Origin of the sequence: Algoriphagus marinus, from assembly GCF_001936475.1 — a bacterium.
Taxonomy (GTDB): Bacteria; Bacteroidota; Bacteroidia; order Cytophagales; family Cyclobacteriaceae; genus Algoriphagus; species Algoriphagus marinus.
The window spans coordinates 36591-50963 of record NZ_MSPQ01000002.1 but is presented as its reverse complement, the minus strand read 5'-3'; the positions used below and the strand labels follow the sequence as shown (position 1 = coordinate 50963).

14 protein-coding genes are annotated in these 14373 nt (G+C 39.2%); 1 reads left to right on the top strand and 13 read right to left on the bottom strand.

What is annotated here, in order from left to right; genetic code table 11:
• Positions 1-46: 46 nt before the first annotated feature.
• From BVC88_RS04600 to BVC88_RS04590, 3 genes are all read right to left on the bottom strand, one after another.
• Positions 47-1210: a dipeptidase gene (locus BVC88_RS04600; protein ID WP_075349493.1), complete on the bottom strand. Its 1164-nt coding sequence runs from the start codon at positions 1208-1210 to the stop codon at positions 47-49.
• 64 nt (positions 1211-1274) lie between these two features.
• Positions 1275-1673: a DUF779 domain-containing protein gene (locus tag BVC88_RS04595; RefSeq protein ID WP_075349492.1), complete on the bottom strand. Its 399-nt coding sequence runs from the start codon at positions 1671-1673 to the stop codon at positions 1275-1277.
• A 76-nt stretch (positions 1674-1749) separates the two neighbouring features.
• Entirely contained in the window at positions 1750-3276 is a 1527-nt protein-coding gene (locus tag BVC88_RS04590; protein WP_075349491.1) for an aldehyde dehydrogenase family protein, read from the bottom strand.
• A 177-nt stretch (positions 3277-3453) separates the two neighbouring features.
• Between BVC88_RS04590 and BVC88_RS04585 the strand changes: the two genes are divergently transcribed.
• Entirely contained in the window at positions 3454-4371 is a 918-nt protein-coding gene (locus BVC88_RS04585; RefSeq protein WP_075349490.1) for an AraC family transcriptional regulator, read from the top strand.
• Positions 4372-4791: 420 nt separating this feature from the next.
• On the opposite strand, the gene BVC88_RS04580 is transcribed toward BVC88_RS04585, so the two are convergent.
• From BVC88_RS04580 to BVC88_RS04535, 10 genes are all read right to left on the bottom strand, one after another.
• Complete coding sequence (locus BVC88_RS04580) at positions 4792-5439, bottom strand: peroxiredoxin (protein ID WP_075349489.1); 648 nt, start codon at positions 5437-5439, stop codon at positions 4792-4794.
• A gap of 103 nt (positions 5440-5542) precedes the next feature.
• Positions 5543-5992, bottom strand: coding sequence for a c-type cytochrome (locus BVC88_RS04575; RefSeq protein WP_075349488.1), 450 nt, complete (start codon positions 5990-5992; stop codon positions 5543-5545).
• A gap of 3 nt (positions 5993-5995) precedes the next feature.
• Positions 5996-6607 carry a DUF2202 domain-containing protein gene (locus BVC88_RS04570; RefSeq protein ID WP_075349487.1) on the bottom strand — a complete coding sequence of 204 codons (612 nt, stop codon included), beginning with the start codon at positions 6605-6607 and terminating at the stop codon, positions 5996-5998.
• A gap of 303 nt (positions 6608-6910) precedes the next feature.
• Positions 6911-7948, bottom strand: a complete 1038-nt coding sequence (locus BVC88_RS04565) for a transporter family protein (RefSeq protein WP_075349486.1) — start codon at positions 7946-7948, stop codon at positions 6911-6913.
• 109 nt (positions 7949-8057) lie between these two features.
• Positions 8058-9107, bottom strand: a complete 1050-nt coding sequence (locus BVC88_RS04560) for a cytochrome-c peroxidase (protein ID WP_075349485.1) — start codon at positions 9105-9107, stop codon at positions 8058-8060.
• A 37-nt stretch (positions 9108-9144) separates the two neighbouring features.
• Positions 9145-9867, bottom strand: a complete 723-nt coding sequence (locus BVC88_RS04555) for an MbnP family protein (RefSeq protein ID WP_075349484.1) — start codon at positions 9865-9867, stop codon at positions 9145-9147.
• A gap of 6 nt (positions 9868-9873) precedes the next feature.
• Positions 9874-10989, bottom strand: coding sequence for a cytochrome-c peroxidase (locus BVC88_RS04550; RefSeq protein WP_075349483.1), 1116 nt, complete (start codon positions 10987-10989; stop codon positions 9874-9876).
• 41 nt (positions 10990-11030) lie between these two features.
• The gene (locus BVC88_RS04545) at positions 11031-11360 is read right to left on the bottom strand and encodes a hypothetical protein (protein ID WP_075349482.1); all 330 of its coding nucleotides are present in this window, start codon (positions 11358-11360) and stop codon (positions 11031-11033) included.
• A 287-nt stretch (positions 11361-11647) separates the two neighbouring features.
• Entirely contained in the window at positions 11648-12685 is a 1038-nt protein-coding gene (gene cydB / locus BVC88_RS04540) for a cytochrome d ubiquinol oxidase subunit II (RefSeq protein ID WP_075349481.1), read from the bottom strand.
• A 10-nt stretch (positions 12686-12695) separates the two neighbouring features.
• Entirely contained in the window at positions 12696-14261 is a 1566-nt protein-coding gene (locus tag BVC88_RS04535) for a cytochrome ubiquinol oxidase subunit I (RefSeq protein ID WP_317044960.1), read from the bottom strand.
• Positions 14262-14373 lie beyond the last annotated feature (112 nt).

Sequence of the window (14373 nt, the reverse complement as noted above, 5' to 3'; positions counted from 1 at the left end):
ATTTAGTCATCTTAGCTTGTGACTTTTGAGTCATGCTCGATTTCATTTATCTAAGATTTTTCAACATGAATTCTTTTACATTTTCGCCCATTACAGCTCGTATTTCCTGCTCGGTAAATCCATCTTGAATCAATCCCTCGACTATCAGGGGTAAACCCGTAATATCGAAGGGAACTGCAACTGAGCCGTCATAATCTGAACCTAAAGCCACGTACTTAATTCCTACCAGATCTCGGATATGGCGGATAGATGCGACGATATTCGGGAGTTCTGGCTCACCAACTGCCATATCAAAAAATGCAATTCCGATGATACCTCCATTTGCAGCTATTTTCTTGATCTGATCATCGCTTAGATTTCGCTGTGAGTCCAAGACAGCCCTTACGCCAGTGTGAGAAACCATTATTGGAGAGGTAGTGATAGCTAGGACGTCATCTACAATTGCAGGTGAGCAATGAGCCAAATCGACGAAAATGCCAAGTTCATTCATTTTTCGAATCACTTCTTTCCCAAAATCAGTCAATCCGCTGAGATTTTCACCATGAGCAGATCCTCCTAGCTCATTATCAAAAAAGTGAGTTGGCCCGATCATCCGAACACCAGCTTGATACACTCGATTGAGATTTTCAATTTTCCCCTCAAGCGCATGCGCACCTTCTATACCCAGCATAGCGCCGATTACATTTTTATCAGATTTTCTGGCTTTAATTAGATTTTCCAAATCAGCTTTGGACTTTATGAAAATAGCCTTTTCGTTTTCCTTTTGAATAAAATCTGCCAAATCCTGGGATTGAGAAAGTGTACGATTGATCAGGCTAAACCAATTTGTGGGACTTTCTCCTTTTGCAATTGTCAGCGGTGTGATGTTGTCAAAAGCATCAGCACTATTGCTTTTCATATTTTGACCAGCAGGTGATTTTGATACGATGGTAAACATCTCCATAGCCACATTGGCTTCTCGCATTCTAGGGAAGTCCACATGTCCTTGACTACCTCTTTTGGTCAGATCTCTTCCCCAAAGCAATGCATCACAGTGGAGGTCAGAGATGAAGTCCAACCGATCATAAACTGCTTGTGCTTCTGATGAGACAGAATAGGGTGGAGGTGATTTGACCGGGTTTCTTTGAGATTCAATATAGGGTGGGACTAAAAGTGTGGTGACAAAGTAAAGCAGCACGATTGTCCCCAAAACAATAATTAATTTCTTCATAGCAAGTGGTTACACTTTTGAAGATAATGAAAAATACTACGGATTCGGAACGATCTTTTTCAGATTAGCGCTCGCTAAGTTTTTCTTCTCCAGTCACTACAGGACTAAGTATTTTCAATTCTTCCGTGGTGAAAAGTTTGGAACGAATCATAAACCGAATCCCCATCGGAATTTCTATGGAAAAGCTGCTTCCTCTACCGGGTGTGACATCTAAGGTCAATTGGGTGTGTTTCCAATATTCAAATTGGTCAGCACTCATAAAAAAATCACAACCGTAAACTTCTCCCAGCCAAACATCCTGACTACCTACTTTGAAGTCACCTTTTTCAAAACACATGGGAGACGAACCGTCACAGCATCCTCCACTTTGATGAAACATTAGCTCCGAACCAAAGCGTTTCCTCAAGGTATCAATTACTTCTTTTGCAGGCTCTGTGATCAGTACTCTTTTAATCGTTTCCATTTTATTTTAGCTGTTTTAAAGGAAAGAAAGGCAGGGGATTTTTCCCCTGCCTTTTCTAATTTACTTTGAATTACAATTAAAAGAATCCTAGCTTCTCTTTGCTGTAGGAAATCAACATATTTTTTGTTTGTCTATAGTGACTTAGCATCATCAAGTGATTTTCTCTGCCAAATCCAGACTTTTTGTATCCGCCAAATGGAGCGTGCGCAGGATAGGCGTGATAGCAATTTACCCAAACTCGACCCGCTTGAATCGCTCTAGGAACTTGATACAATTCATGGGCATCTCTTGACCATAGGCCAGCGCCTAGTCCGTACATCGTGTCATTCGCAATTTCTATCGCTTCTTCCGTTGTTTTGAAAGTGGTTACACAAACCACTGGTCCGAAAATCTCTTCCTGGAAGATTCTCATTTTATTATGGCCCTTGAAAATGGTTGGTTGAATATAGTATCCTTCCTCTAATCCATTGTTTAAACTGGCTTCGGCACCTCCAGTGAGTACAGTGGCACCTTCCTGCTTTCCAATATCCATATAAGAAAGTATTTTTTCGTATTGATCTTTCGAAGCTTGAGCTCCCATCATGGTATCCTCAGCAAGTGGATGCCCCATTTTGATTGCTTTTGTACGAGCGATTACTCGGTCCATAAACTTGTCGTAAATGTCCTCATGAACCAGAATTCTTGACGGACAAGTACAAACCTCGCCTTGGTTTAAGGCAAACATTACAGCACCTTCCACGGCTTTGTCGAAGAAGTCATCGTCTGCATCAGCCACGGATTTCATGAAAATATTTGGGGATTTCCCTCCCAATTCCATCGTAACAGGAACAAGGTTTTCAGAAGCATACTGCATAATCAGTCGACCGGTCGTTGTTTCACCCGTGAAAGAGACTTTTGCAACTCTGGGTGAAGAGGCTAGTGGTTTGCCTGCTTCTACTCCAAATCCCGTAACTACATTCAAAACTCCTGGAGGAAGAATGTCTCCGATCAATTCCATCAATATCATAATACTTGTGGGAGTTTGCTCGGCTGGTTTTACAACGGTACAGCAGCCAGCCGCTAGAGCTGGTGCAATCTTCCAGGTTGCCATCAAAAGCGGGAAATTCCAGGGAATGATTTGTGCCACTACCCCAAGCGGCTCATGAAGAGCGATGCTGACGGTGTTTTCGTCGTGTTCAGAAATTGTACTTTCGTCAGCACGTATCACACCTGCAAAATATCTGAAGTGATCAATTACTAAAGGTAAATCTGCAGCCCTAGTTTCCCGAAGTGCTTTTCCATTGTCGATGGTTTCGACGCGAGCGAGCATTTCTAGATTTGCCTCGATTACATCGGCAATTTTATTGAGTAATTTACTTCTTTCTGCTGCTGATGTTTTGGACCAGGAAGGAAAAGCCTTGTGAGCAGCATCCAAAGCTTTTTCAATGTCTGCTTTATTTCCTCTTGCAGCTTTTGAAAAGACCTTTCCGTCAATTGGTGAAATGTTTTCAAAATATTCACCTGAAGAAGGAGCAACGAATTTGCCTCCAATAAAATGATCGTATTTTTCTTTGATTTTGGGACTTTCGACAGGGCTGGCCTGAGATAGCGTAAATGATTCCATGTTTTATTTAGTTATTTTGGTTATTTTCAAATGTCTTTTTATTACTGATAAAAAAGTTGCACAATATGATCATGTCATCCACCTCTATTGACTTTTTGAGTGCATGATCAAGTTTTACTTCTTGTTTTTGAACGTAGAGAAAGTTTAATGAGTATTTAGAAATTAGTATTTTACAGTATGACCCAAGATAATTTCATTTCAGGGGTACCCTGGAGAAACAGCCGGGATCTGAAAACCCTGGTTGAAAATCGAACTACCTATACGCTGGATAATTGCGAGTTGAATATTTTTGAGACGCACCAGGCGGCGGCAGATGTTAATCTTGTTTTTGGTGACCTGGTACTTACCACCATGCTCAAAGGCAAAAAAGTCATGCACCTTTTTGATAAACCCGGCTTTGATTATTTGCCAGGTGAATCAGTAATTGTTCCGCCAAATGAGCTGATGAGGATCGACTTTCCAGAAGCCAAATGGGATAACCCAACTCAATGTATTGCACTTTCGATTTCGAAAGAGATGATTGAGAATACTTTTAATATGCTTAATGAGAAGTTTTCGGAAAAAGTTCTTACTCAGGAATGGGGACTTGATTTAAGTTGTTTTCATTTGATCAATACCAAAGATCTTTCCGAAATAATCAATCGTTTCATCAAAATAGGTGTCAAAGAGCGCTCTCGTGAAAAAGACCTTATCGCATCTCTCGCACTAAAAGAGCTGATGATTCGTCTTAGTCAAACTCAAGCAAGGGAGATGTTGGAGAAAACCTACAAGGAACTCGCTTCTGGCAACCGACTGGCTCATGTGGTAGACTATATTAAAAAGAATATTCGTGAAAATCTGAACTTGGAAGGGCTTGCTTCTCAGGCTTGTATGAGTAAAGCTCATTTCTTGAGAACGTTTAAGATGGAGCTTGGACAGACTCCCATGGATTTTGTCTTGAAGGAAAGACTTAAGCTAGCGCGTCAGTATCTATTGATTGGAGGATTTCAAATCCAGGAAGTTTCGGTAATGTCAGGATTCAATAATATTACCTACTTCATTCGGGCTTTTAAAACAGAATACGGCTCAACCCCAAAAGTCTTTCAAAGACAATGATTGATTTTTAATGAAAAAATTCCAGAAACTTTTTATCCAAATTGCATTTATTTCAGAATTTTTCTTAAGTTTAAGAAATTTTGATGGACAAAAAAGTTTATAATTTTACTTGTTTGCCAAAGTTTATATGGTTTTACTTAATTTACAATAGACCCACTCTAGGAGCCTTTTTTCGAAAAGGCTCCTTTTTTTTAGAGTAATATTTTCTATGTATTTGCTGATTATTTAAAATCCGGTTAAAAAAAATATAAGAAAGTCGAAAAAGTTTGTTGAAAGTTTAAAAACTGGTTTTATGTATTTGATTTTGTCCAATAAATAATATTTGGTATTTGGGCTAAATAAAAAGAAAACCTTCCCAAATATTTCGAGAAGGCTTTCGAATCAATTAACCCTTTAACCTATACTATCTTAAAAACCTTTTTAAGGAAGATCTTTTTTTGCTAAGTAGAAATCGACCATTTCATAATCACTGGCTTCTCTCTCCTGCATTTCTGCAACTGTTTTTGGTGGTGGTACAATCACCTTTTCTCCCGGAGTCCAATTCAAAGGCATCGCTACCTTGTATTTATCTGCAGTTTGTAGTGCGATAAGAGCTCTTTTGATTTCTTCCATGTTCCGCCCGACATTCAAAGGATAGTACATCATCAATCTTATTTTCCCTGTTGGGTCTATGAAGAATACTGCACGAACGGCAGCAGTCTCACTCTCACCAGGCTGAAGCATTCCATAAAGTTTGGAAACGCTCATGTCAATGTCAGCAATGATTGGGAATTCAAATAGAACACCAGTATTCTTTCTAACATTGTTTACCCATGCGATGTGCGAGTGAATTGAGTCAATACTCAATCCTATCAATTTCGTGTCGTGAGAGGCAAAGAATTCTTTCTCCAAAGCAAAGCCACTCATCTCTGTAGTACAAACCGGAGTAAAATCCGCCGGGTGGGAAAATAAGATTGTCCAACTTCCCTTGATATATTCTGAAAATTTAATTTTTCCAGTAGTTGTCATTGCTTCAAAATCAGGGGCTTGATCTCCGATTCTTGGCATTATTGTGAATTGTGCTTCCATGATTTAATCTTTTTTGTTTTTTCTAATAGTCAAAACTACTTCAAACTCCATGAGTAAAAGGTGATAAAGATCACGCTATGAGAGGGGAATTGATAGGTTTTATCTATCCGCCATGCCCTTTTTCATGGGCATCAAACCATTTTGGTTTTTCTAATTCAGAATCTCTAATGTAGGTTACTATCTGTTTGATTTCCTCTTCAGAAACCACAGGCTTTGGCATCAAACCAAAACGTTTTACAGGACCTTTCATGAGTGATTTTTCTGCAGTCGGATTTTTGACAAATTCCATCATAGCTTTTGAGAAATCCGCTTTTTCAGGGTAGGCATCAGAATAGTGTTTTTTTATGCCTGCAAGTGGTGGAGCAATGATATCATCATGTGAATTCGTGTTTGGATTATGGCAAGCATAGCAATGCTTTTTGAGAAGAGTCAGGCCATCGTCCAATAGTTCGGCTTGAGTAGGTATCATTTCTTGAGACCCTTCATTGGATGGGAAAGGTTTTGCAACAAGGAGTTGCAATAAAAGGAAGATCATTGATGAAGCGATATTCATTATTTAGTTGGCGTTGCAGCCTGTTTTTGGTGAATTGATTATTGAACTATACTCTGACTGACTGATAAATTCCGGGGTGTAGGTGATTCCATTTGCTGTCGCCTGGTCATAAAATGCTCTCATGTGATTTTTGGATCCGCATTCCAGATTTGCGTAAAGAGCTGAAATATTCAGCTTATCTGTTTCTGATATTGCATTTTCCAAATCAGAGATATACAGATCTTCAATAAATAAACCCACTAAAAAGGATTCATTTAACGAAAGGTCTACCCGTCTTATGAGTTCAGAATAAAGATCAATCAGAATAGGGTCAGTGAATTCGCCGAGAGTCGTGCTTCCAGAAAGCGGGTCTTGAATTTGATAGGTTTCCATTACGCTTAATACCGAAAGGACATGGCTACTTTCACTGTTAGCAATGTTCTGGAAAACATTCAACCCATATTTATCAAAAGCATATACATAGACATCATGGGCAAGTTTCTCCTCTTCACGGGTGAAAAGAAGAGTTTGGCGCTCCTCAGCGGAAATAATAAGTTGTTCCGAAGGAGATTCTGATTCTTGACAACTGCTAAAAGCAAGCAGTAAGAAAATTGTAGTGATTAAGGTGCTTTTCATCTGTTTATAATTTGTTTTTCAGTGGTCAGGTAGCCTGTTGGGAGAATCGGGGAAATCTCGCGAGCTTAACCCTGTAGCTATAAGGATATTCCAGTGTGTGACTTTTGAGTCATGCTCGATTTCATCTGTTTATAATTTGTTTTTCAATGGTCATTTGGAATGCCTTGGGTAATCATTCCCCTGTGTGAGAAGATATTTCTCATGGGCATTTCATATGCTTAATATTTCAAGCAATCTCACTAATAACCACGCAATCCCCAGTGACTTTAAATACAAAGGCTCCTTTTTCCAGTGAAGATGATTTTAAAGTTTAAAGCTTCTAATTATCCCCACACTGAATCGGTTTTGATTTAGGATTTGATTTCCATTTAAGTTCTGAACTACAGGAAGCTGCGTGATGATTGAAAAGGTGGTTTGAGTCAGATTCAAATCCAAACCTAGTTGAGCGAAACCTACAGAGCCGCCTGTTAGGTCTTGAAGCTCTTTTTGATAGAGATCTTTGTTGGACTGCTCGTAGTAAAACCCTGCACTTGGGACGATCAACAGCTTTTCTCTTACAGTAAATTGGTGGAAATAAAGCGCATAACTGTTGAAGCTATTTCCAAATTCATACTCTTGCTCTCCTTCTGTACTCCATTGATAGCTAAGCCCCACATTAACGCCATGATTTTTTAAAAACCATTGATAGTTTACTCTTGGGGTAAAGGAAAATGAGCCTTTTCCTGGTTGAATAATTGGGTCAAAGTAATCTTGAGTTTCAGTATTTGATTTTACTAAAGCCTGTCCAGTAGGAAGTGTAAGTGCAAGACCGGGTCTAATAGTATGTCGAGACTTGGGGTTGTATATCAAATGGATATATTCTCCAGCCACGGTCAAATCTCCCCAACCCTGTACAAAAAGGGTTGTATCGCGAACTGGTTTCGGTAAATCTAAATACTTTTCATAGTACACCTTATTGAATTCATAGGGAAGAAGAAAAGTGAAATTCCACTTGTTGTCCAAAGTAAAATTCCCACGTGCTTCTATAGTTTGGTAGGTTTCAAAGTCCTGTTTGGTTTTTTGAACAAAGAGGTTATTCCCTTCAGGTTCGTGCATCACCATATCATTTCCCCAAGGTAAAAGCCTTGTGCTTAGTTGGGCAGGATAATTCTGAATAGTTGATGAGGTGGAATTGGAAAAGGATTTATAGTCTTTAAAGTCCCTAAACCTATAAAATAGGCCGAAGTAACTTTTATTTTGTAATAAACTGTATTCGAAGAAATTGCAGCTATCACAGGCGTTGGCAGGTGAAAAACTACCGATAGCAAATAGAATAATACTTAGCAGTATAATTTTTTTCATGTGTTTATAATTTTTCTATTTGGCCACATGGAATCTCGCATTTCGACCCAGATAGCCATCGGGTCATCCCACTGTGTGACGTTCTCGTCATGCTCGATTTCATGATTTATTAATTTTGGATTGCGTGTTTACTTATAAACTTCTCATCAGTCAGGGTATTTAAAAATGAAATCAGAGCTTGGCGATCTTCTGTGCTCAATTTGATTCCATTTTGTAAGGAAGGCGCTAGAGAAGCATTGACTTGGATGCCTGACTCGTAATGATTTAAAACCTCCTCAATAGTTTGAAATCTACCGTCATGCATATAGGGTGCTGTTATCATGATGTTTCTTAGGGATGGCGTTTTATAAGCGCCCATGTCTTTGGGGTTGTACGAAATCCGATATCTCCCCTGATAGAGTCCTTCGAGTTCAGGAGGGTTTGGGTAGTCTAGATCAAGTCCGTTATTGTGAAAACTCAGATCAGTAAAAAGTCCTTCTTGATGACAAGAGGCACAATTATTTAGATAGATTGAGTACCCTTGGAGTTCGATGGAAGTTAAATCCACCTCCTCTTTTTTCCATTGATCGTATTTTGAATCTTGAGATATCAGAGTTCGTGAATATTGACTGATCGCACGGCTGATGTAGGCGCTTTGAATGGGGATTTTCCCAAAAGCCGCTTCAAATAGTTGTGGATAATCCTTATCCTGACTCAAATACGCTACAATATCGTCCAAGTCTGCTGCCATTTCATCTTTGTGAGTTAATGGTCCAAAATTCAAAGATTCGAGATCATTAGCTCCTCCGTCCCAAAATAAGCCAGTAGTATTCCAAGCTAAATTGAATAGGGGAGGTGAATGCCTTTTCAGCGGATTGCCGGATACCCCAAAATCTCCAAGTGCTTCTCCGTCAGTGAAGGCGATTTCAGGCTGATGGCAAGTGGCACAAGAAACTTTTCCATTGGCAGAGAGCTTAGGGTCAAAGAATAGTTTTTTACCTAAAATCACCCCTTCTTCAGTCAAGGGGTTTCGCTCAGGTTGAGGAAAATCAGTGACACGAAGTGTTCTCGAAATCTCAGGTAATATTAAAGTGGGAGAGCTTGACTCCCGCTCTTGCTCCAAAGACTCCACACAGGAAAATAGGATCACACTACCTAATAGAATTAAGAATCTACTCATTTAATTAAGCCCGGGGTTTGATCCCCGGGCATTAGAATTACTTGATAGAAACGAATCCCTCAGCATAGTTTTCACCGATCCTGTCGGCAAGTTCACCTCCCATAATAGTGGTGCTTGGCAGCTCGCTTACCTTTAGTGCATTTGGGTTCAGGAATAACTCATCCACCTTGGTAGTCAGCGTAATAATAGCAGGCTTCCCAGCTTGAATTCCTGAAATTGGCTGGGTGATGGTCTTGTAATTTTGATTTCTCCCAATGTGGAGTACCAAACCTGTTCGCTCTTTTGTCTGAGCATGGACAAACTCTCCCTCCAATAGCACGAATTTATATCCGGAATTCCAGCTCCAAGCCATATCAGAATTTGGGTCCAAGTCTCCGGTTTGATCTGTCTTCGCATTGGCTTCCGCATCTACTCCTATAGAAAATCGAATTTGATCATAATTGGAAGAAGGAATCATTCCCAAATCAATTCCGATGTTTGTTTCAGAATTGATCAGATGATAACTGTCCGGTTCAAGGTATTCTATTCCGGTTTTTGAATTGATTAAAGCTACATTTGAGATGTAGTATTTGAATTTTTTCGGAGTGAAAGCTTCACCGGAAGGAAGAGTGAATGTGCTTGAGTTGAGCACTAAGTCTTTTCCATTCAAAGTATTTTCGAATTGGATGGCCGTAGTCATCATTTCAGGTATCTCATCGTCATTATTACAGGATGAAAATCCAATCACTAATGCTAAAACTGTATAGTTAAATAGTTTCATTTTTTTTTATCTAAAGGGGTTAGAAAATTTTTCGTTGGTTACAAATTGATTGTCTGTAAGTGTGTGGAGGAAAGCGATAATGGCTTTTTTCTCTTCCTCGCTAAGTTTAAGTTTGACTGGTTCCGAAGCATCATGCAGTTCATTGCTTGCTTCAAGAATTAATACATCCAAAGTGCCGCTGTTTTGGATGTGCTCATTGTAGTGATCCAGAACAGCCTCCAGCGTTTTAAATCTCCCATCGTGCATATAAGGAGCAGTAAGAGCGATATTCCGCAGTGAAGGCGCTTTGAATTTCCCTTTGTCAAATGGGTTTCCGGTTACTTTTTCCAGTCCCTGTTTGAGTTTGGAATCATCATCCAATCCATTGTTATGGAATCCGGCAAAACCATTTGGATCACCAGAGGTCAGAAAACCTAAATGACAGTCTCCACAATTCCCACCACGCAGCTGTATGCCAGGTTCGGGATGAGTGAAAAAGAGCTCTAAGCCAAGCTTCTCTTCTGGACTTAGCTCAATTTCATTCCTGATCCAGCGATCAAATTTGGAGTTTGCAGAAATCAAAGTCCGCTCAAACTGGGAAATAGCCTTGCCGATCAATTCCGGAGTGATCTGATTACTGCCAAATGCAGCAAAAAACAACTCTGGATATTTCGAATCGGATTGAAGTCGATTTACGGCTTCATCTATTGGCAAATTCATTTCTATCGGATTAGAGATAGGATCTATAGCCTGACTTTCCAAGCTACTTTCTCTTCCGTTCCAGAAGAATTTTGTTTGCCAGTGTAGATTTACCAAGGCCATGGCGCTCACGTCTCCGAGCGTGCCACCGACACCCGGACTCACAGCAAGGCCATCACTGAAACCTTTTTCCTGCTGATGACAGGACGCACAGGAGATGCTGCCATCGAGTGAAAGCTTTTTTTCATAAAAAAGCATCCGACCGAGCAGCACACCTTCTTCGGTAAGAGGATTGCTGGCAGGCATTGGTTGATCTTGCGGAAAATAATCCGGAGCCTCCAAACTCAATGCGGTAGGACCTGTGACAGGCACTTCCTCTGAATTGCAGGAGAAAAACCCAAGCATACAGATCAATCCCCACCGAAGTGGATGATGTATTTGCATGATTGTAAATTGAAATTAGAAATCGTAAAAAAGGCTGAGAATTATCCTTGAGGAGGATGGTCGATTTCTGTATTTCCGAAGTTTAAAAATTGATTCTTGTAAAAACTCGAGTGTTCAATTGATTTTTGAATGTTCACAAGGGGAGCATACTCAAAGGGGGTATTAGGGATGTAAACTCCGAAGTCTTGGTTAAATGTAAAAGCTGGGGTAGATTCTTGTCTTTCTTTTTGAGCTTTGAACTGATCTGCCAGAAAGCACTTACCATCGCATTTTAGCTCAGGACGATCTGTATTCACACAAAAATTATCAATGATGTAGGCCTGATTGATCGTGAAATTCATCTGAATCACAGAATAGATCATGCTATTCATGATTAGCAATGCACTCAGCGATATGTAAAAAAGGGCTTTCACGGATGTATTACAAAGGTAATGCTCTAGTAGTAAATTGAAACGATAAATAATTTTTTTAATATGATTATCCGCAATGATGCCAGTAGGGAAATTTCATTTGATTTTTGGGCTGGAAGACAGTTTACCGAAGACCGAAGTTTGTTAAAATTGAACTTCAATCGGACTTTTATGCCGTTAAATCAAGCGACTGGTAAGAAAGTGGATAATCAAATTTTTTAATATCAATTTTCTTATAAATTTTTCTTTCAATAACTCGTGTCATCTAACTTCACTTTTCCGTGGAATGTCCTATACAGAAACAAAAAATAGCCCGCTAATAAAGGAGACCCAATAGCCACTATAGTCAACATAATTCCCAAGGATTTCTGAGATGATGCAGCATTGTAAATAGTAACACTATATTCGGGGGATATTTTTGAAGGTAACAATACAGGATATAACTGAAATGCAACCAGCATTAATAAAAACGCCATCGTCAATGATGAGAAGATTAGGGCATAAACGTATTTCTTTTTCGATACCAACCTGGGAATGTTTGCAACAGCTAAAAATGCCAACACCGGAATCACGAAAAACACAGGAAACTCTCTGAATTTATCAGTGACACCTGCTAAAAACACCAGCGTGTACAAGGAAGTCGCTGCAAAGCTTACAAGGAAAAATATCATGCTCTTCTTCAATAAAAAGGTCAATCTCGCATATAAACGACCTTCAGTTTTTAGCAATAAAAAAATAGCACCTTGTGTCATAAATAGTGATAAGCTGGTTAACCCTACCATTATCGCATAGGGGTTTAAAAATGAGAAGAACATACCGCCTTTGTAGCTGTAGTTTTCACCTATTTCCAACCCTTGTAAAACATTAGCTAAAACCACACCTAATAAAAAGGATATTAAAGTGTTAGATGCGAAGTAAATGATATCCCAAGTCTTTCGCCACCATATCATTTCTTCTGCACTTCTGAATTTTATTGCGGAAGATCTTAAGACTAGTAGCATTAAGAATAGCATAAACGGTATATACATAGAGGACAGCAATGTAGCGTACATGACAGGGAAGCCAGCAAATAATGCGCCTCCCCCAATAATAAGCCACACTTGATTAGCGTCCCACAAAGGACCAATTGCGTTTATTGCTATACGCCTACTTAAATCCTTTTTAAAAAACAGATGCCAAGCTCCAGCACCATAATCAAACCCTTCTAAAATAGCATAGCCTGAAAATAATAAGCCTACTACTAAGTACCAAAGTGTTGGGTAATCCAATCCTAAAATAGTTTCCATAGTTCAATGTTTAAACGAATTTTAAAAATTCATTCGGAGCTTTTGTCTCATCATAAGGACCTTGTTTTATCTTTTTATTTACAGAATAAAGAAATAAAAGGAATAATATGGTGTAGACAATAAAGAACATGATTAATGAAAATAATATCTGATTAGACGACACTTCCTGAGAGAAGCCTTCACTTGTTCTTAAGTGCCCATAAACAATCCAAGGTTGTCTTCCCATTTCTGCTGCAAACCAACCTGCTTGATTTGCGATTTGTGGTAGAAGGACAGAAAAGGCAAATATTTTTAACAGCCATTTCTTTTCGAACAAGTTGCCGCGCCACCATAAGAAACTTGCATATAGAGTGAGTGCTATTAGAAACATACCTATAGAAATCATGATATGGTAAAATTGAAACACGGCATTTACTTGTCCTGGTCTTTCATCTTTTGGGAATGCATTCAAACCTGTAATAGGCTCTTTAAAATCTTGGTGCACTAAAAAAGACAGACCACCTGGTAATTTCAATCCAGTTACTTCTTGCGTTTGGTTATTTACCCAACCAAATAAGTATAAATCAGCAGGCGCTGACACTTCATAATGACCCTCCATAGCTGCTAGTTTAGCAGGTTGATTTACAGCTACACCATCAGCAGAACTATGGCCAGAAAGTAATTGGGTCAAGGAGAAAATTGTAGCTATTCCGAGAGCTATTTTAAATGCTTTTTTTGAAATCTCCACATATCGTCCGTTGAGAAGATAATAGGCGTGAACACTTAAAACCAAAAAAGCACCAGCTAATAATGCACCTTGCCAGACGTGTATAATTCTATCTACACTAGACGGGTTGAAAACCATCGCCCAGAAATCTGTAACTTCTGCTCTTGCGTTAAAGCCTTCCCCTACAATATGATATCCAGCAGGAGTCTGCTGCCAGCTGTTAGCGACAACGATCCATACTGCTGAGAACATTGAACCTAAAAACACTCCAATAGTAGAAATAAAATGCACTTTAGTCGAAACCCTGTTCCAACCAAATAACAGAATTCCAAGAAAGGCACTCTCTAATCCAAATGCAAATAAACCCTCGGCCGCTAATGCACTCCCAAAAATATCCCCAACATACCTGGAATACACAGCCCAGTTCGTGCCAAATTCAAACTCCATAATAATACCTGTAGCTACTCCTATACCAAAGGTAATTGCAAAGATTTTCAACCAAAAGCGAGTTAAAACCTCGTATTGTTTGTTTCCAGTCTTTAGGTACATGCCTTCCATAAATACCATAATTAATCCCAAACCAATACTCAATGGAGGGTAGATGTAATGAAATGCGATGGTGAAGGCAAACTGGATTCTAGCTAAAATTTCGGTTTCCATTTTGTGTGATTTTAAATTATGTCCAGCATCCCAATTTTTGGCGTGGATTTTTGTGGTTTTCTGTAAATAAATAAGCTGGAAATAATGATGGTCAAACCAAGGAGGATCTTTGTGAGTTTGTGCGTGTCGAAACCAAAACCTTTCGGGAAAACCTGATGTTCGGGTTAGAATACGGAACAAAAACATTAATCCCATTCCTTTCAGAAACAATAAATTAATCTAGGGTTTCATCTTGAGGGATTTCTCATTTGGAACAAACTTTACCAAAAATAGCTTTCCATAAATATGTTTCAGTGATTGATGTCACCCTAACAAAACTAAT